Origin of the sequence: Streptomyces sp. NPDC056128 (genome assembly GCF_042263835.1) — a bacterium.
Taxonomy (GTDB): Bacteria; Actinomycetota; Actinomycetes; order Streptomycetales; family Streptomycetaceae; genus Streptomyces.
Window position 1 is genome coordinate 323804 of sequence record NZ_JBHJVQ010000001.1, and the last position, 18288, is coordinate 342091.

The following is an 18288-nucleotide window of genomic DNA, read 5'->3' on the forward strand; positions in this document are numbered from 1 at the left end:
TCCCGATCGCTACAAGGACTGTCGAAAAGGCTCGATTGATGCGCGCGCATCCGCTCTCTAATCTGTGCAGGTAAGCCTTACCTAACTTCCTGCACCTTCCCATTGAGAGTGAAACCCGGGTCGATGAGAACACCCCGCCTTCGCGTGCTCGCCCTCGCCGCGTCCCTCCTGTTCGGCCTCACCGCCTGCGGCGGCCAGGACGACACCAAGGACGACAGCGCCGCCGCCGCCGGCGCCGACGGCTCCGGCCGGTTCCCCGTGAGCATCAAGCACGCGCTCGGCACCACCGTCATCCCCGACAAGCCGAAGCGCGTCGCCACCGTCAACTGGGCCAACGACGAGGTGCCGCTCGCCCTCGGCGTCGTCCCCGTCGGCATGGCCAAGGCCAACTTCGGCGACGACGACGCGGACGGCGTGCTGCCCTGGACCGAGGACCGGCTCAAGGAACTCGGCGCCAAGACGCCCGTCCTCTTCGACGAGACCGACGGCATCGACTTCGAGGCCGTCGCCGACACCAGGCCCGACGTCATCCTCGCCTCGTACTCCGGCCTGACCGCGCAGGACTACGAGACCCTCAGCCAGATCGCGCCCGTCGTCGCCTACCCCGAGGCCGCCTGGGCCACCCCGTGGCGCGACATCATCCGGCTCAACAGCAAGGCCATCGGCATGGCCGACCAGGGCGACGAGCTGATCGCTGACCTGGAGGGGCGGATCGCCAAGACCGTCGCCAAGTACCCCCAGATCAAGGGCAAGTCGGCGATGTTCATGACCCACGTGTCCTCCAAGGACGTCAGTGAGGTCGGCTTCTACACCACCCACGACACCCGCACCCAGTTCTTCACCGACCTCGGCATGAAGATCCCGGCCAGCATCTCCGAGCCGTCCAAGGACACCAAGAAGTTCGTGCTCAGCAAGAGCGCCGAGCGCATCGACGACTTCAACGACGTCGACATCGTCACCGGCTACGGCGACGACAAGGGCGAACTGCTGAAGGCCCTCAAGAACGACCCGCTCACCTCGAAGCTGACCGCCGTCAAGCAGGACTCCGTGTACCTGCTGCCCGGCACCACCCCGCTCGCGACCGCCGCGAACCCGACCCCGCTGTCCATCCCGTACGTCCTGGACGACTACGTGAAGGCGCTCGCCGCGGCCGCGGACAAGGCCGCGTGACCGTCACCGACACCCCGCGCGCGTCGAACGCCGTCCCGGTGCGGCGTCCGGCGCGCGTCCGCGTGACCTGGCTCCTCGTGCTCGCCGCGGTCCTGCTCGCCGTCATGACCGCCTCCCTCGCCCTCGGCTCCCGCGACGTCGCCTGGTCCGACGTGTGGTCGGCGCTCGGCGGGGCGGAACACACCCTGGAGGAGGCGGCGGTCGCCAAGCGCGTACCCCGCACCCTCCTCGCCGTCACCGTGGGCGCCGCCCTCGCGCTGGCCGGCGCGGTCATGCAGGGCGTCACCCGCAACCCGCTCGCCGACCCCGGCATCCTCGGCGTCAACATGGGCGCCTCGCTGGCCGTGGTGATCGCCATGGCCCACTTCGGCCTCGCGTCGGTCTCCGGGTACATCTGGGTGGCGATGACCGGGGCGGCACTGACCGCCGGGTTCGTCTACGCCGTCGGCTCGCTGGGCCGCGGTGGGGCCACCCCGCTGAAACTGGCCCTCGCCGGTGCCGCCATCTCGGCCGCGCTCGCCTCCCTGGTCACCGCCGTCGTACTGCCGCGCAACGACATCTCCGACACCTTCCGGCTGTGGCAGATCGGCGGCGTCGGAGGCGCCTCCTACGCCCAGCTCGGCACGGTGCTGCCGTTCCTCGCCGCCGGTCTCGTGCTCTGCCTCGCCTCCGCGCGGGCCCTCAACTCGCTGGCGCTGGGCGACGACCTGGCCGCCGGGCTCGGCGAACGCGTGGCGCTCGTACGGGCCACCGCCGCGCTCGGCGCGGTCGTCCTGTGCGGCGCGTCCACCGCCGTCGCCGGGCCCATCGCCTTCGTCGGCCTCGTCGTACCCCACACCTGCCGGCTCCTGGTGGGCGTCGACCACCGCTGGCTGCTGCCGTTCTCCGCGCTCGGCGGTGCCGTACTCCTCACCGCCGCGGACGTGGTGGGACGGGTTGTGGCCCGGCCGGCCGAGATCGACGTCGGCATCCTGACCGCGGTCATCGGCGCCCCCTTCTTCATCCACATCGTCCGCCGACAGAAGGTCAGATCCCTGTGAGCGCCCCTGCCGCGAGCGTCCCGTCCGCGCTGCGGACCGTCACCCGCGCCCGGATCCGCGGCGCGTACCGGCGGCGGCTGCTCGTCCTGACGCTGCTGCTGCTCGTCGCCGCCGCGTTCGCCACCACCCTCATGGCCGGGCACACCTTCTACCCGGCCCACGACGTGCTGCGCGTGGTCATGGGGGAGGACGTGCCGGGCGCGTCCTTCACCGTGGGCAGGCTGCGGCTGCCCCGCGCGGTGCTCGCCCTGACCGCCGGATTCAGCTTCGGCATGGCGGGTGTCACCTTCCAGACGATGCTCCGCAACCCGCTGGCCAGCCCCGACGTCATCGGCATCAGCGCGGGCGCGAGCGCCGCGGCGGCCATCGCCATCGTGACCCTCTCCCTGAGCGGCACCGAGGTGTCGGTGCTCGCGATCGCCGCCGCGCTCGGGGTGGCGCTGCTCGTGTACACGCTCGCGTTCCGCGACGGGGTCGCCGGCACCCGGCTCATCCTCATCGGCATCGGTGTCGCCGCGCTGCTCGACAGCGTCACCTCCTACGTCCTGTCGCAGGCCGCCGAGTGGGACCTCCAGGAGGCGATGCGCTGGCTCACGGGCAGCCTCAACGGCACCACCTGGGAAGAGACCGTGCCCACGGTCGCCGCCCTGCTCGTGCTCAGCCCGGTGCTGCTCTCCCAGGCCCGCAACCTGAGCGCGCTGAGCCTCGGGGACGACACGGCCTCCGCGCTCGGCGTCCGGGTGGAGCGAACCCGCGTCACGGTGATCGTGGCGGCCGTGGGGCTGATCGCGTTCGCGACGGCGGCCGCCGGACCGATCGCCTTCGTCGCCTTCCTCTCCGGTCCGATCGCCGCCCGGCTGGTCGGCACCGGCGGTTCCCTGCTGGTGCCCGCCGGGCTGGTCGGGTCCCTGCTCGTGCTGGTCGCCGACTTCACCGGCCAGTACGCCTTCGACACCCGCTACCCGGTGGGCGTCGTCACCGGCGTCCTCGGCGCCCCCTACCTCGTCTACCTGATCGTCCGCACCAACCGGGCCGGAGGCTCACTGTGACCGCGTCCCACACCCTCTCCACCGAGGACCTCACGCTCGGCTACGGCGACCGAGTCGTCATCGAGGGCCTGGACCTGACCCTCGCGGCCGGGCGCGTCACGGTGATCGTCGGCGCCAACGCCTGCGGCAAGTCGACCCTGTTGCGCTCCATGTCCCGGCTGCTCGTCCCCCGCGCGGGCCGCGTCGTCCTGGACGGCAGGGAGGTCCACCGCACCCCCGCCAAGGAACTCGCCCGCACCCTCGGCCTGCTGCCCCAGTCGCCGGTCACCCCCGAGGGCATCACCGTCCTCGACCTGGTGGGCCGGGGCCGCCACCCGCACCAGCGTGCCTTCGCGCGGTGGACGGCCAAGGACGACGCGGCGGTCGCCGCCGCGCTGGAGGCCACGCACACCACGGACCTGGTGGACCGCTCGGTCGACGAACTCTCCGGCGGCCAGCGCCAACGGGTGTGGATCGCGATGGCGCTGGCCCAGCAGACCGACCTGCTGCTGCTCGACGAACCCACCACGTTCCTCGACATCAGCCACCAGATCGAGGTGCTCGACCTGCTGACCGACCTGAACCGGACCCGCGGCACCACGATCGTCATGGTCCTGCACGACCTCAACCTGGCCGCGCGCTACGCCGACCGGCTCATCGCCCTGGCCGCCGGCCGGCTGCACGCGGCCGGAACCACCGAGGAGGTGATGACCGAGGAGACGGTCAGGACCGTGTACGGCATGGAGAGCCGCGTCATCGAGGACCCGGTCTCCGGCCGGCCCCTCGTGCTGCCCATCGGCCGCCACCACTCGATGGCGTCATGAGTCCGAAGCTCACCGCCCTGCTCCCCGACCTCGCCCCCTGGCGCACCTCCCGGGACTTCCGCCTCCTGTGGGTGCAGGGGCTGGTCACCTACCTCGGCAGCGTCATGGCCCTGATCGCGCTGCCGCTCCAGATCAAGGACCTGACCGGATCCCCGCTCGCGGTCGGCGTCATGGGCGCCGTCGAACTCGTACCACTGGTCGTCTTCGGGCTGTACGGCGGCGCACTCGCCGACGCGGTGGACCGGCGCAAGGTCATCGTGGTCACCGAGGCGGGACTCGGCCTGCTGGCGGCGGTCCTGCTCGTGAACGCGATGCTGCCGAGCCCGATGCTGTGGCCGCTGTACGTGGTGGCGGCCGGGGTCGCCGCCCTGGCCGGACTCCAGCGGCCCGCGCTGGACTCGTTGCTGGCCCGGATCGTCCCGCACGGCCAACTGGCGGCGGCCGCCGCGCTGAACGCCCTGCGCTGGCAGGCCGGCGCGATCGCCGGGCCCGCGCTGGCCGGCCTCGTGGTGGCCTACGCGGGCAACGTCCCGGCGTACGCCACCACCGTGGCCTGCTTCCTCGGGTCGGTTCTGATGTGCCGTCGGCTCTCACCCGTGCCGCCCGCCGAGCACGCGGCCAGGCCGTCGCTGCGCGGCATCGCGGAAGGCGCGCGGTACGCGTGGTCGCGACCGGTGCTGCTCGGCACGTACGCCATCGACCTGGCGGCGATGTTCTTCGCCTTCCCGAACACCATATTCCCGTTCCTCGCCGACGACCTCGACGCCGAGTGGGCGCTCGGGCTGATGTACTCGGCGGGAGCGGTGGGCTCGCTGCTGGTCAGCCTGACCAGCGGCTGGGTGTCCCGGACCCGGCGGCACGGGCTGCTGGTGGTGTGCGGCGCCGCCGGGTGGGGCCTGGCCGTCGCGGCGGCAGGCTGGACGTCGCAGGTCTGGCTGGTGCTGGTGTGCCTCGGGCTGGCGGGAGCGGGGGACATGCTGAGCGGTCTGGGCCGTTCGACGATCTGGAACCAGACCATTCCCGACCGCCTGCGCGGCCGGCTCGCCGGCATCGAGGTCCTCTCGTACAGCGTCGGCCCGCAGCTCGGCCAGGTCCGCGCCGGGGCGATGGCCGGCTGGACCGGCGCGCGTCCGGCGATCTGGAGCGGCGGCCTCGCCTGCGTCGCCGCGGTGGGCCTGCTCACCGCCGCACTGCCCAAGCTGATCAGCTACGACGCCCGGACGGACGAGGACGCCCGCCGCCGCGCCGCCGAGGGCGTCGGTCAACAGCGGGACCCGCTCGTGGACCGGGGGACCGGTGAGGCTAGCGTGAACCACTGACAACAGTGAGTGACCGTTCGCGTCGCCACGCTTTCCGCAAGGAGGAGCGCCCCGCATGCCCCGATCCACGACCCCGCCCCCACACCGGCGTCGACTGAGTCTGCTCGCCCTCGGCGCGACCACCGCCCTCGCTCTCACCGCCTGCGGCGGCGGTGAGGAGGGCGGCACCGACACACCGACCCGGAGCGAGGACGCCGCCCCCAAGGCGCTCATAACGGAGCAGGCGGCGAAGAAGGTGGTCGACACCTACGAGTTGACGAACAACCGCGCCAACGCGAAACGCGACGCGAAGCTGCTGAGCACCGTGGAATCGGCACAGGTCCACGAGCAGTCCAAGGCCGACTACAAGCAGTGGGAAACGTGGCCGGAGAAGGAGCAGAAGGAATACACGGCGCCCTTCTCCTACGAGAAACGCGAGTACCTGATCCCGTCCGCCGACAGCGGAGCCACCTGGTTCGCTGTCAAGGCCCGCTCCAGTGAGGACCCGAAGGGCGAGGGCGCGCTCATCGTCTTCGACAAGGTCGGCGGCACGTTCAAGGTCACGATGGCGGTCTACGCCGACGACGCCCCGATCCCGGAGATCGCCGTCGACAAGAACGGCCTCGTCAGCCCCGCCGACCCGTCGGCCAGGGTCGGCGGCCTCGCCCCGGACCAACTCGGTGCCGTCTACGAGGACTTCTTCGAAACGGGTGGAAAGAAGAAGGCCGCCGACGCGTTCGTCTCCACCAAGACCTCGAAGGGCTCGATCGACGTCTACCAGGACGGCCCCGACGACGACGTCAAGAACTTCGCCACCGAGAAGTACTTCGCGAAGGACCCGGCCCACCCGAAGGTCTACGCGCTCAAGCTCGCCAACGGCGGAACGCTCGCGCTCTTCCCGACCGCGCACACGCAGGAACTGATGCTCAAGCCGAGGTACATGAGCAGCTTCGACATCACCCCCACGGAGGAGGAGGGCCTCTACGACTCGTCCAAGCGGGACGTGGTCACCGACGAGTTCCAGGGCCAGGGTCTCGCCGTACTCGACCCCAAGGGCAAGCCCCGCGTGACCGCCATCGAGTACCGGATGGTCGACTCCCGCTGACGGACCGGCCCGACCGGGAATGGACGGCCGCCATTGCCCGAAAGGGCAGCGGAATTGCCCGGCGAAGTTTTTCAAGACGTTCACAGTCAATGATTTCCGGCTCCGGCCGCCCACTTGACGGCTGGTAACGTGCCCGCCGTTCCACCCCCACAGAACGAAGTACCCGATCTTTGGAATTCACTTTATGACTGGTACGCCAGACGAAACCCCCACGAACACTTTCGCCCCGGGCGGACGCCGGCGGCACCGCCGGGCGAGAGTCGGCCGGTTCGGCGCGCGACGGGCCCTCGTGCTCGCGATGGCCGTGCCCGTGGCCTCCGCCACGCTGGCCGGAACCTCGGCCTTCGCCGCCGACGACAGCGCCGCGGCACCGCAGGGCATCTCGGTCGACGACCTCGACGCCGACGACGCCCAGTTGGTCAAGAACCTCAACGAGCGGGTCGCCGACAAGCGCCTGGGCACGAACGTCAGCGGCGTGGTCCTCGACGCCGACTCGGACACCGCCCTGTGGGACCACAACGGCTCCACCACCCTCATGCCGGCCTCCAACGCCAAACTCGCCACGGCGACCACCGCACTGACGCTGCTGGGCGCGAACCACGAGTTCACCACGAAGGTCGTGTACGGCGAGGGCACCCTCACCCTCGTCGGCGGCGGTGACCGCACCCTCACCAGCGACGACGTGGCCGAGATGGCCAAGACCGCCGTCGACGGGCTCAAGGCCGCGGGCCTGACCGGCGTCAAGGTCCGGGTGGACGACAGCCTGTTCGCCGAGCCCAGCCTCGCCAAGGGCTGGAACGAGGGCTACTACCCCACCGAGGTCGCACCGGTCCGCTCGCTCGTCGTCGACGGCGCCGCGGTGAACGACACGGCGATCGACGCCGGCAAGGTCTTCGCCAAGAAGCTCGCCGCGCTGGGCGTCACCGTCGACGGCGAGGTCGGCCGCGCGAAGGCGCAGCAGTCCGACGTACCGGTGGCGCAGCACAAGTCGGCACCGCTGTCGGACATCGTCAAGAAGATGCTCAAGACGAGCGACAACAACATCGCCGAGACCCTGCTGCGGATGTCCGCGGTGGAGCTGGGGAAGCCGGCCACCTTCGAGAGCGGCGTCGCACTCGTCCGCCAGGTGCTCAGCTCGTACGGGGTGTCGCTCGACAACTTCGAGATGTACGACGGCAGCGGCCTCTCCCGCGCCGACCGCATCCCGGCCGCGACCCTCGCACAGCTCCTCGACGCGATCACGGAGTCCCCGGCCCTCGGGTCGATCCTGGACGGTCTGCCGGTCTCGGGCGAGGCCGGTGCCAGCCTCGGCCCGGAGTGGGGACGCTTCGACGACGCCAACTCCAAGTGCGCCGTCGGCAAGGTGCACGCGAAGACCGGCACGCTCACCGGTGCCGTCGCCCTGAGCGGCGTCACGCGGACCGATGACGGAGAGTGGCGGATCTTCTCCTTCATCGAGAACAACTCGTCGGCCAACCCGAGCGACATCAAGGACGCCATGGACGGCCTCGCCGCCACGGTGAACGGCTGCTGGGCCTGACACCCCACCCCTCACGCCCGCCCGCGCGTCGCCCAACGGCGGTGCGCGGGCGGACGCGTGCGGAGTTCCGGTGAAGAACCGAGCGGACTCGGGAACTGGTGCCCACGCCCGTCGACGGTGCCGCGAGTGCAGCGGCACATGACCTCTCGGGCAAGAGCCCCGATTCTCTTGGTGTTGCCGCCGAAGCACTTGTCGGAGTCCCGGCCCGGCCTGACCCTCACGATCTACACCGCCGAACCCGGCTCACCCTCCGCGGCGAGCTGAGCCTCGGGTGCGATGCCGAGCCGTTCGGCAGGCACTCGCTCGATGCGGGTCCAGCCCCTCCAGCCGCGCTCCTGCAGAATCGCCAGCACCAGTTCGGCGCCCGGTGCGGACGCCACCATGGCCGAGTCCATCAGGGCGACGAACTGATCGTCGAAGCCGTCCTCCCCCACCTCGCCGGACTCCACGGCGCGAATCATCAGGCGCTCCAGGATGTCGGCGATCTCGACGATCCGTGGATCGTCGGCCCGCCAGTCCGGCTCCCCGGTGAAGAAGGAGTAGAGCGTCACCATGTCGGGGTCGTCCAGCTCCTCGTGCTTCTTGGCGATCACGGAGTCGATCAGGTCCGGCACCTGCGCGGCGATCATGATCCAGGCATCCCGTTCCAGCTCGATGTACCGCTCGCCGACGCCGAGACCGCGCAACCGGTCGAGGTACCCCACGACGCTCTGCGGCAGCGCCAGATGCTCCCCGGCGGCGAGCCGGGCGAGCCGGCCGCGGGTGCCCCGCAGCCGCCGGATCTCGGCGCGCAGCTCCTTGTCGATCTCCCGCACGCCACCGGCGAACTCCTCCGGCCCGGCGTCGAGGAGTTCCTGCACCCTGGCCAGCGGCACGCCCGCGTCGGCCAGGGTGCGGATCCGGATCAGTCGCACGACCGCGACGGCGTCGTAGGTGCGGTACCCGGACCGGTCGCGCTCGGGCTCGGGCAGCAGCCCGATCTTGTGGTAGTGGCGTACCGCCCGTACCGTCACCCCGGCGTACGCGGCCAGCTGACTGATGGTGAGCATGGGTCTCAGCCTGCCTCAGGTGATCTTCCGGCGGTAGGCGAGCATCGCGAAGACGTACGCCACGACGAGGATGCCCGCACACCACGCGAGCGTGATCCAGATGTCGTCGCCGACCGGCCGTCCGGCGAACAGGGCACGGATCGTGTCGACGATCGCCGTCGCCGGCTGGTGCTCGGCGAACCAGCGCACCGGGCCGGGCATCGTCTCGGTCGGCACGAACGCCGAGCTGACGAACGGCAGGAAGATGAGCGGGTAGGCGAACGCGCCCGCTCCCTCGACCGACGACGCGGAGAGCCCGGGGATCACCGCGAGCCAGGTCAGCGCCAGGGTGAACAGGAGCAGGATGCCGGCGACCGCGAGCCATGCGGACACTCCCGCCCCCGAGCGGAACCCCATGAGCACGGCGACGCCCACGACGAGCACGAGCGCGATCAGGTTGGCCACCAGCGAGGTGACGACATGCGCCCACAGCACACCCGACCGCGCGATCGGCATGGACTGGAACCGCTCGAAGATCCCGCTCTTCACATCGGTGAACAACCGGTACGCGGTGTACGAGATGCCCGACGCGATGGTCATGAGCAGGATGCCGGGCAGCATGTAGTTCACGTACGAGAACGACCCGGTCTCAATGGCGCCGCCGAACACGTAGACGAACATCAGCATCATGGCGACCGGCGTGATGACGGTCGTGATGATGGTGTCCACGCTGCGTGTGACGTGCCGCAGGGTCCGCCCCGTGAGCGCGGCGGTGTCACTGAGGAAGTGCGCGGTCATCGTTGCCCCTTGGGTGTCGTGCCAGTGGTGCGACTCGTCTCTCCGCCGACCACCGCGAGGAAGATCTCTTCGAGGGTCGGCTGCTTCTCGACGTACTCGACCTTCGCGGGCGGGAAGAGCTGCTTGAGCTCGGCGAGGGTGCCGTTCACGATGATCCGGCCCTGGCGCAGGATCGCGATCCGGTCGGCCAGCTGTTCGGCCTCCTCCAGATACTGCGTGGTGAGCAGCACCGTCGTTCCGTTACGGGCGAGTTCCCTGACCGCGTCCCACACCTCGACGCGCGCCTCGGGGTCCAGTCCGGCCGTCGGCTCGTCCAGGAAGATCACCGGCGAGTCCCCGATGAGACTCATCGCGATGTCCAGGCGGCGGCGCATCCCACCCGAATACGTCGACACCCGCCGCGCCCCCGCCTCGGTCAGCGAGAAGCGCCGCAGCAGGTCGTCCGCGACCGCGCCCGGATCCTGGAGGTGGCGCAGCCTGGCGACGAGGACGAGGTTCTCCCGGCCGCTGAGGATCCCGTCGACGGCCGCGAACTGACCGGTGAGACTGAGGGACTCCCGCGCGTCCGCCGGTTGCGCGGCGACGTCGAAGCCGTTCACGCTCGCCGTCCCCGCGTCCGCCTTCAGGAGCGTGGCGAGGATGCGCACGGTCGTGGTCTTGCCCGCCCCGTTGGAGCCGAGCAGAGCGAAGATGCTGCCCCGCGCCACGTCGAAGTCGACGCCGCGCAACACGTCGAGCTTCCCGTACGACTTCTCCAGCCCCCGCACACGAATCGCCGGACCGGCCATGGATTGGGCCGTCATGGTCATCTGCCTCCTTCGTCCTTCGTGGAGCGGTTCCAGGCGACCGCGAGGAAGCTCCTGCGGGAAGGATGGAGGGTTGACCCGGCGTCAGGGTCAAGCCGGAGCGAAGACTGTGCGCCTCATGACTCGGCAGGGGCAGGGGCAGGGGCGGGGGCGGGGGCTCGGGGAAGGCGCAACTGGAAGCAGGCTCCGAGGGTCCGGGGGGCGAGGGTGAGGGTGCCTCGGTGGCGGTGCGCCAGGTCGCGGGCGATGGCGAGGCCCAGGCCGGTGCCGCCGTGGTCGCGGGAGCGTGCGTCGTCGAGCCGGACGAAGCGTTCGAAGATGCGCTCGGCGTCCTCGGCGGGTACGCCCGGTCCGTCGTCGTGCACCGTGAGGACGACCCACTCGTCCTCGTTCCGTACGGTGATCTGGATGCGGTGTGCGGCGTGGCGGGCGGCGTTGTCGATGAGGTTGCGCAGCAGCCGTTCGAATTCGTCGAGGTTCCCGAGGGCGGGTGCGGGGGCGGTGCTGTCGCAGGTGAGCGACAACGGCCGTTCCGTGAGGGGGTATTGCTCGGTCAGCCGAGAGGCGAGGGCTTTCAGGTCGACGGTTTCGGGGCCGGCCATGGAGGTGCGGGTGTCGAGGCGGGCGAGGAGCAGCAGGTCTTCGGCGAGGGCCTGGAGACGACGGGTCTGTCGTGCGGCCGTGGTGGCCGCGGCGGGCCAGTCGGTGCGTTCCGGGTAGGCGAGCGCGACTTCCAGGCTGGCCAGCAGGGTGGTGAGGGGGCTGCGCAGTTCGTGTGCGGCGTCCGCGACGAAGCGGCGCTGCTGGGCGGCGGCGTGGTCGAGGCGTTGGAGGGTGGTGTTGATGGTGGTGGCCAGGGCGGTGATCTCGTGTCCCGTGGCCGGGACGGTGACGCGTTCGCGGGGGTCGCTCGCGGTGACCGAGGCGGTGAGGACGCGGATGGCTTCGACCGGCCGCAGCGCGATGCGGACGGCGAAGTAGGCGGCGGCGGCGATCAGTACGAGGCCGACGAGGCCGGCCCGCAGCAGCAGACGGTCGGTGGTCGAGGTGATCTCCTCGGCTGTGTCTGGGAGCACCACCACGTAGACGCGCAGCTCGGCGTCGGCGGCGACGCCCAGAGCGGCGCGTTCGTCGCTGCTCAGTTCACCGGCACTGATGTCGGAGCAGAAGACCCGATAGGTACCGCCAGCGATGGAGCCTCTGATCCCGGAGTTGTAGTCGCGGTTCACAGGCAGGCGGACGTAGTTGGGCGAGCCTCCCCCGGTCGGGGCGGGCAGCACATGGCGGGTGCCGGGGTCGAAGTCGGCCATGCCTCCGCCGTAGGCGACAGCGGTGCGTCGGCCGGTCGCGACGACCTCGTACGGCACGACGCTTCCGCGTACGGGGACCACACCCCTGTTCAGCTGGTCGACGAGAGCGTCGAGCTGGTGCACGGCTTGGAGCTGCGCGATCTGCGTGCTCTGGCGGTAGACGTCGTGGTGCACCCACCAGCCGATGCCGGCCAGGATGACGGCGGCGGTCGAGGCGGCGGCCAGGGCCGCGCGGGCCCGTACCGACCTGGGCCACCAGCGGCGTCGCGGCTCAGTCGCGTTCACGGTCGTCCACCAGCCGGTAGCCGGTGCCCCGTACGGTCTGCAGGGACTGCCGGTGGAACGCGGCGTCCACCTTCTTGCGCAGCGCGCTGACGCGCGCTTCCACCAGGTTGGGATCCTCGGCCTCGTCGGGCCACGCGTGATAGAGCAGATCCGCCTTGGAGACCGCCTGGCCCGCCCGGCGGGCCAGCAGCTCCAGCACGGCGAACTCCCTCGGCGTGAGTTCCACCCGGGTCCCGGCCCGGCGGCAGACCCGCCCCGCGACATCCAACGAGAGGTCACCCACGGCAAGGACGGGCGGGGCGACCGTGGCGGCCCGTCTGACCAGGGCCCGCAGCCGTGCGACGAGCACCACGTAGGAGAACGGTTTGGCCAGGTAGTCGTCGGCCCCCGTGTCCAGGGCCTCTGCCTGATCCCATTCCCCGTCCTTGGCGGTGAGCACCAGGATGGGGGTCGCGTTGTTCTCCCGTCGCAGCTGGGCGCAGACCTTGTAGCCGTTGAGTCCGGGCAGCATCAAGTCCATTACGACAAGGGCGTATTCGCCGGTCCGGGCCATCCACAGTCCCTGCCGGCCGTCATGGGCGAGGTCGACGCTGTAGCCCTCGGCGGTCAGACCGGTGTGCAGGGTGTGGGCAAGGTCCACCTCGTCTTCGACCACCAGGATGCGCATGCGGTGCAGCCTCGCACAGCGCGGGGCCGCCTTCCTGATCGGCCGATCAGGTTGGGTCAGCAACCGGTCAACGCGTCCCCGGCACGCTGACGGAGTCTCTTCGCCACTGCTGAAAGGCCCTGTCGCCGATGTCCGTCGATGAACATGCCCTCGCCGTGATCAGGACGGCTTCCCCTCCCGTACCCGCCCCTCGCCAACCACCGGGCCCGGCCCGGGCCGTTGTCGTCCTCGCGCCCCTGACGCTGACGGTCGTTCTGGGGCTCTGGGGTATCCGCAGGAAGAACACCATGTGGGGCGACGAGTCCGTCACCCATCAGCTCGCGCACCGCGATCTTTCGCAGATATGGCTCACCGCCCAGCATGTTGATCTGGTCCACGCCCTCTACTACGTCGTGATGCATGAGCTGTTCGGCCTCTTCGGCGGAGGTCTGCTGACGTTGCGGCTGCCGTCCGTGCTGGCCATGTCCGTGGCGGCGAGCGGCGTCGGGCTCCTGGGCCTCCGCCTGGCGGGACCCCGTGCCGGACTACTGGCCGGGCTCGTATTCGCGCTCCTGCCCCAGGTACAGAAGTACGCGCAGGAAGGCCGCTCGTATGCCATGGTCTGTGCCCTGGTCACCTGGGCCACCTACGCGCTCGTGGTCAGCGTCCCGCACCGCACCCGATGGCGGTGGGCGGTTTACGGCTCCACGATGCTGCTGGCCTGTCTGCTCCACGAGTTCGCCGTCCTCGCCCTGGTCGCACACGGCGTCACACTGGTCGTCTCCCGCGTTCCACGCCCGGTGCTGAGAGCCTGGAGTGTGGCAGCCGCGGGCGTTGTGGCCGGGCTGCTGCCACTGGCGATCTGCAGTGCCGGGCAGTCGGAGCAGATCTCCTGGATCGACGGACCGGTGCGGCTTCGCTACTTCCTGGTGGTGGCGGTCATCGGCGTGGTGTGTGCCCGGGCGCCCCTGGAGGTGCGGTGGCCCGTGCGGCTTTCCGCGCTGGCGGTGCCGATTCTGGTGCTTCCGGGTCTTCTGCTGCTGATCGCCTCACTGGTCAAGCCCCTCTTCGTCGACTGGTACGTGGTCTACAGCAACATCGGAATCGCCTTGCTGCTGGGCGCCTTGATGGACTACGTCCACCGGCTGCGGCACTCTTCCCGCTACACCTGGATCGCGGCGGTTGCCGTCCTTGCCGCGCTCGTCCCGCCGAGCCTGTCGCTGAGGACCCCACAGAGCCGAAGCGACAACGTCACCGCCATCGGCGCCGCCGTACGCAAGGAAGGCCGTCCCGGCGACGGGCTGCTCTACATCTCCGGCCGGCACCGGATCCTGACCGCGGCCAACCCCGAGGACACCCGTTCCCTGACGGATCTCGCCCTGGCACAGGATCCCGTTTCGTCGAACACCCTCGCAGGAGTCGAGCTTCCCGCTCAGGACATCGCGGCACGCATGCTGGAGTTCGACCGGATCGTCGCGGTCCGCGCGGCGGGTACGCACTCACCGGCCAACCCACAGGAGAAAGCGAAGCAGAGCACCCTGCGGAGCCACTTCCGCGAGTACGGAACAACTCATGTCGGCGGGGCGAGAGTCACCGTCTATGTCCGGAACCCAGGCTGGTCGGCTGCCGACGCCCCCACCGCCGAACGACAGGCGATATGGGATAAGGTCCCGAGGCTGACCGCACGAGAGCGGCAGCCTGCCGCGCCGGGCCTGGGACAGGTCACCGCGCTCAACACCGCCTCGGGGGCCCGCCATGACGTATGCGTCGACACCCACGCCGAGTCCGCACCCGCCCGTGCCCGGCCGTGTGCTGCGCTCGCCGATCGGCCTCGCGCACGCCGTCACCGCCTTGCTCGGCGTCGTCATAGCTGCTGATCTGCTGACCGTCGCGGCATCGCTCAACATGCGGGCGATGATGGGAAGGGTGGCCTCGGGCGGCGCGGTCGACTTCGACGAGGGCGAGTTGAGCCGGGCCGACTTCGCGATGGCGGGATCGGTCGTGCTGTACGGCATCGCCATGCTGGCGACGGCCGTGGTCTTCGTCGTCTGGTTCTACCGGGTCCGCCAGAACGCGGAGGTGTTCGCGCCAGGTGCCCTGAGCAGGGCTCCTGGCTGGGCGATCGCGTGCTGGTTCATCCCCGTCGCGAACCTCTGGATTCCGCGGAGCATCGCCGCCGACATTCTGTGGGCCGCCCAGCCCGAGCCTCGCAGCCGGGCACCGCGCCACCGGGGACTGCTCAACGCCTGGTGGGGCGCCTGGGTCTGGGCCATCATCTTCGACCGGTACGCGTCGAGGACGTACGACAAGGCGCAGGGCGTCGAGGCGGTCCGCGACGCCGCCGGGCTGGTCACGATCAGCGCCGGATTCGATGTGCTGGCCGCGGTACTCGCGATCCTCTTCGTGCGCCGGCTGACCGCCGCACAGCATGAAAAGGCCCTCGCCGGGCCGGCCACACAGGGCCGTTGAAGGGGCGGGCGGAGGGCGATCGATAGCCTCCTGGGGGAGCGGGAGGAGGAGGCCGCTGACGCGTACTCTCCAGATTCCCCAGAACTCGTCCTACGTGCCCAACACCTGGGCCGCGACACGTAAACAGCGAGGTGAGAGGCCCGATGTTCACCACCCGACCCACCCTCCAGGGCACCTTCGGCATGGTGTCCTCCACCCACTGGCTGGCCTCGCAGTCGGCCATGGCCGTCCTGGAGGACGGGGGCAACGCCTACGACGCCGCCGTGGCCGGTGCCTTCGTGCTGCACGTCGTCGAGCCGCATCTCAACGGGCCCGCCGGGGAGGTGCCGATCCTGCTCGCGCCCGCGGACGGCGAGGTGCGGGTGCTGTGCGGGCAGGGCGTCGCGCCCGCCGGGGCGACGGTCGCGCACTACAAGGGGCTCGGTCTGGACCTCGTACCCGGCACCGGCCCCCTGGCCGCCGCCGTGCCCGGAGCCTTCGACGCCTGGCTGCTCCTGCTGCGCGACCACGGCACCAAACCGCTGGCCGACGTGCTGCGGTACGCCATCGACTACGCCGAGCACGGGCACGCGCCCGTGGAGCGCGTCGCGGAGACCGTCGAGACCGTACGGAACCTCTTCGAGACGGAGTGGACGACCTCGGCCGAGGTCTACCTGCCGGACGGCCGCCCGCCCCGCCCCGGCGAGCTGTTCCGCAACCCCGCCCTCGCCGCCACCTGGAAGCGCCTGCTCGCCGAGGCGGCCGGCGCGGGGGACCGGGAGGCGGAGATCGACGCCGCGCGGGAGGTCTGGCGCTCCGGGTTCATCGCCGAGGCCCTCGTACGACAGGCGGGCCGGCCCACCACGGACACCAGCGGCGAACGCCACACCGGCACGCTGACCGCCGCCGACCTCGCCGGCTGGTCCGCGCATTACGAGGCTCCCGCCACCTACGACTGGAACGGCTGGACCCTGTGCAAGGCCGGCCCGTGGAGCCAGGGTCCCGTCCTCCTCCAGCAGCTGGCGCTGCTCCCGCCCGAACTGCCCGCATACGGCTCCGCCGACTACGTCCACCTGCTGGTCGAGGGCTGCAAGCTGGCCATGGCGGACCGGGAGGCCTGGTACGGCGACGCCGACGGCGCCGACCGGGTGCCGCTCGGCGACCTGCTCTCGGCCGGGTACAACGCCGCGCGGCGCGACCTTGTCGGCGACAAGGCGTCCTTCGAACTGCGGCCCGGCGGTCCGGGTGGCCGCACCCCACGGCTCAGCGCCCACGCGCTGCTGGCGGCCGACGAGGCGGAGGGCTTCGACGCCCTGGGGGTCGGCGAGCCGACGGTCGCCAAGAGCCCGGCCTCCCCGGTGCCGGGCGAACCGGACGTTGCCGCCGACGGAGGCACCCGCGGCGACACCTGCCACCTCGACATCGTGGACCGCTGGGGCAACATGGTCTCGGCCACGCCCAGCGGCGGCTGGCTCCAGTCCAACCCCGTCGTGCCCGAACTGGGCTTCCCGCTCGGCACCCGGCTGCAGATGACCTGGCTGGAGGAGGGCCTGCCCAACTCGCTCACCCCCGGCCGCCGCCCCCGCACCACGCTCACGCCCTCAATCGCCCTGCGCGACGGCGTCCCCGTCATGGCCTTCGGCACGCCCGGCGGCGACCAGCAGGATCAGTGGCAGCTGCACTTCTTCCTGGCGGTCGCCCTGCGCGCGCGGATCCGCGGCGGCCTCGACCTCCAGGGCGCCATCGACGCCCCGAACTGGCACAACGACGGCTTCCCCGGTTCCTTCTTCCCGCGCGGCATGCGGGCAGGCAGCGTCACCGTCGAGTCCCGGATGCCGGCCGAGGTGGTCGAGGAGCTGCGGCGCCGCGGGCACGACGTGACGGTGGGCGACGCCTGGTCGGAGGGCCGGCTGTGCGCCGTCGCACGGGACCCGGAGACAGGCGTGCTGTCGGCGGCGGCGAACCCGCGCGGCATGCAGGGGTACGCGGTCGGCCGCTGACCCCCGCACCTCATGTTCGTGTCGATTCCACCCGGAGTACACCACCCGGGCGGGCATTGTCAGTGGGACGTGCTCTCATGGAGTCATGATCGAGAACAACGAAACCATCGACGAGTTTCTCGCCCGGCACGCCGACGACGTGGAGGAGGCCGTCCGCAAGGCGGCCGCCCAGGAGATCATGCCGCGCTGGCGGCGGCTCGCGGCGGACGAGGTCGACCAGAAGGCCGGCCCGCACGACCTGGTGACGGACGCCGACCGCAAGGCCGAGCTGTACCTCACCGACGCCCTCGCCGACCTGCTGCCCGGCTCGGTCGTCGTCGGCGAGGAGGCGGTGCACGCCAATCCCGCCTCCTACGAGGCGATACGGGGCGACGCACCGGTGTGGATCGTCGACCCGGTCGACGGAACCCGGCAGTTCGTGCGCGGCGAGCGGGGCTTCTGCACCCTGGTCGCGCTCGCCCGGCACGGAGTCGTGCACGCCTCCTGGACCTACGCCGCCGCCGACGACCGGCTCGCCACGGCCGTCCGGGGCAGGGGCGCCTACCTGGACGGGGAGCGGCTGTACGCGGGCGTGCCCGAGCCCGGCCGCGACCTGCGCGTCGCCACCTCCCACCCGGACTACACGACGGACGAGCAGAAGCACGACCTGCTCGGCCTGCGCACCCCGGGCGTGGCCCCGCGGGCCTGCGGCTCGGCCGGCCTGGAGTACCTCGCCGTCGCCCGCGGCGAGTCCGACGCCACCGCCTTCTCGTGGGAGGCCGCCTGGGACCACGCGGCCGGACTGCTCCTGGTCGAGGAGGCGGGCGGCGTCCACCTGACCCGTACGGGCGTACCCTTCCGCATCACCGGTGGCAATGACCTGCCGTTCACCGCGGCCCGCGACGCGGCCACGGCCCGCCGGGTGGTGGGGCTGCTGTCCGGCGAGGCCTGATCCTCGCCCGCCCCACCCGCGACCGCCGACT

At 71.0% G+C, this 18288-nt stretch carries 15 protein-coding genes and 1 pseudogene; 11 read left to right on the forward strand and 5 right to left on the reverse strand.

What is annotated here, in order from left to right; translation table 11 throughout:
* Positions 1 to 123 precede the first annotated feature (123 nt).
* From ACFC1X_RS01515 to dacB, 7 genes are all read left to right on the forward strand, one after another.
* Positions 124 to 1170, forward strand: coding sequence for an iron-siderophore ABC transporter substrate-binding protein (locus ACFC1X_RS01515; RefSeq protein WP_376347752.1), 1047 nt, complete (start codon positions 124 to 126; stop codon positions 1168 to 1170).
* Positions 1167 to 2210 (forward strand): FecCD family ABC transporter permease, encoded by a 1044-nt coding sequence (locus ACFC1X_RS01520; protein ID WP_376347754.1) that lies wholly within the window; start codon positions 1167 to 1169, stop codon positions 2208 to 2210. Before ACFC1X_RS01515 ends, ACFC1X_RS01520 begins: the two co-directional genes overlap by 4 nt.
* Complete coding sequence (locus ACFC1X_RS01525) at positions 2207 to 3259, forward strand: FecCD family ABC transporter permease (RefSeq protein WP_376347755.1); 1053 nt, start codon at positions 2207 to 2209, stop codon at positions 3257 to 3259. The genes ACFC1X_RS01520 and ACFC1X_RS01525 overlap by 4 nt, the downstream gene beginning before the upstream one ends.
* Entirely contained in the window at positions 3256 to 4062 is an 807-nt protein-coding gene (locus ACFC1X_RS01530; RefSeq protein WP_376347757.1) for an ABC transporter ATP-binding protein, read from the forward strand. The genes ACFC1X_RS01525 and ACFC1X_RS01530 overlap by 4 nt, the downstream gene beginning before the upstream one ends.
* A complete protein-coding gene (locus ACFC1X_RS01535) occupies positions 4059 to 5381 on the forward strand; it encodes an MFS transporter (protein WP_376347758.1) in 1323 nt (440 codons plus the stop codon). Before ACFC1X_RS01530 ends, ACFC1X_RS01535 begins: the two co-directional genes overlap by 4 nt.
* A 55-nt stretch (positions 5382 to 5436) precedes the next feature.
* Positions 5437 to 6465 (forward strand): hypothetical protein, encoded by a 1029-nt coding sequence (locus tag ACFC1X_RS01540; RefSeq protein WP_376347760.1) that lies wholly within the window; start codon positions 5437 to 5439, stop codon positions 6463 to 6465.
* A gap of 184 nt (positions 6466 to 6649) precedes the next feature.
* Entirely contained in the window at positions 6650 to 8005 is a 1356-nt protein-coding gene (gene dacB, locus ACFC1X_RS01545) for a D-alanyl-D-alanine carboxypeptidase/D-alanyl-D-alanine-endopeptidase (protein WP_376347762.1), read from the forward strand.
* 224 nt (positions 8006 to 8229) lie between these two features.
* Here dacB and ACFC1X_RS01550 read toward each other — a convergent pair whose 3' ends face one another.
* The 5 genes from ACFC1X_RS01550 to ACFC1X_RS01570 all read right to left on the reverse strand — a co-directional run bounded on the left by ACFC1X_RS01550 (position 8230) and on the right by ACFC1X_RS01570 (position 12899).
* A complete protein-coding gene (locus ACFC1X_RS01550; protein WP_376347763.1) occupies positions 8230 to 9054 on the reverse strand; it encodes a MerR family transcriptional regulator in 825 nt (274 codons plus the stop codon).
* 15 nt (positions 9055 to 9069) lie between these two features.
* Positions 9070 to 9831, reverse strand: coding sequence for an ABC transporter permease (locus tag ACFC1X_RS01555; RefSeq protein ID WP_376347765.1), 762 nt, complete (start codon positions 9829 to 9831; stop codon positions 9070 to 9072).
* The gene (locus ACFC1X_RS01560) at positions 9828 to 10634 is read right to left on the reverse strand and encodes an ABC transporter ATP-binding protein (protein ID WP_376347767.1); all 807 of its coding nucleotides are present in this window, start codon (positions 10632 to 10634) and stop codon (positions 9828 to 9830) included. Before ACFC1X_RS01560 ends, ACFC1X_RS01555 begins: the two co-directional genes overlap by 4 nt.
* A 119-nt stretch (positions 10635 to 10753) precedes the next feature.
* Positions 10754 to 12232, reverse strand: a complete 1479-nt coding sequence (locus ACFC1X_RS01565; RefSeq protein WP_376347769.1) for a sensor histidine kinase — start codon at positions 12230 to 12232, stop codon at positions 10754 to 10756.
* Positions 12219 to 12899: a response regulator transcription factor gene (locus ACFC1X_RS01570; RefSeq protein WP_376347771.1), complete on the reverse strand. Its 681-nt coding sequence runs from the start codon at positions 12897 to 12899 to the stop codon at positions 12219 to 12221. Before ACFC1X_RS01570 ends, ACFC1X_RS01565 begins: the two co-directional genes overlap by 14 nt.
* 128 nt (positions 12900 to 13027) lie before the next feature.
* Here ACFC1X_RS01570 and ACFC1X_RS01575 point away from each other — a divergent pair.
* From ACFC1X_RS01575 to ACFC1X_RS01590, 4 genes and pseudogenes are all read left to right on the forward strand, one after another.
* Positions 13028 to 14488: pseudogene (locus ACFC1X_RS01575) on the forward strand (hypothetical protein); the annotation flags it as partial.
* A gap of 187 nt (positions 14489 to 14675) precedes the next feature.
* Positions 14676 to 15347, forward strand: a complete 672-nt coding sequence (locus ACFC1X_RS01580) for a DUF4328 domain-containing protein (RefSeq protein ID WP_376347773.1) — start codon at positions 14676 to 14678, stop codon at positions 15345 to 15347.
* A gap of 143 nt (positions 15348 to 15490) precedes the next feature.
* Positions 15491 to 17326, forward strand: coding sequence for a gamma-glutamyltransferase family protein (locus ACFC1X_RS01585; RefSeq protein ID WP_376347775.1), 1836 nt, complete (start codon positions 15491 to 15493; stop codon positions 17324 to 17326).
* A gap of 85 nt (positions 17327 to 17411) precedes the next feature.
* Entirely contained in the window at positions 17412 to 18257 is an 846-nt protein-coding gene (locus ACFC1X_RS01590) for an inositol monophosphatase family protein (protein WP_122618892.1), read from the forward strand.
* Positions 18258 to 18288 lie beyond the last annotated feature (31 nt).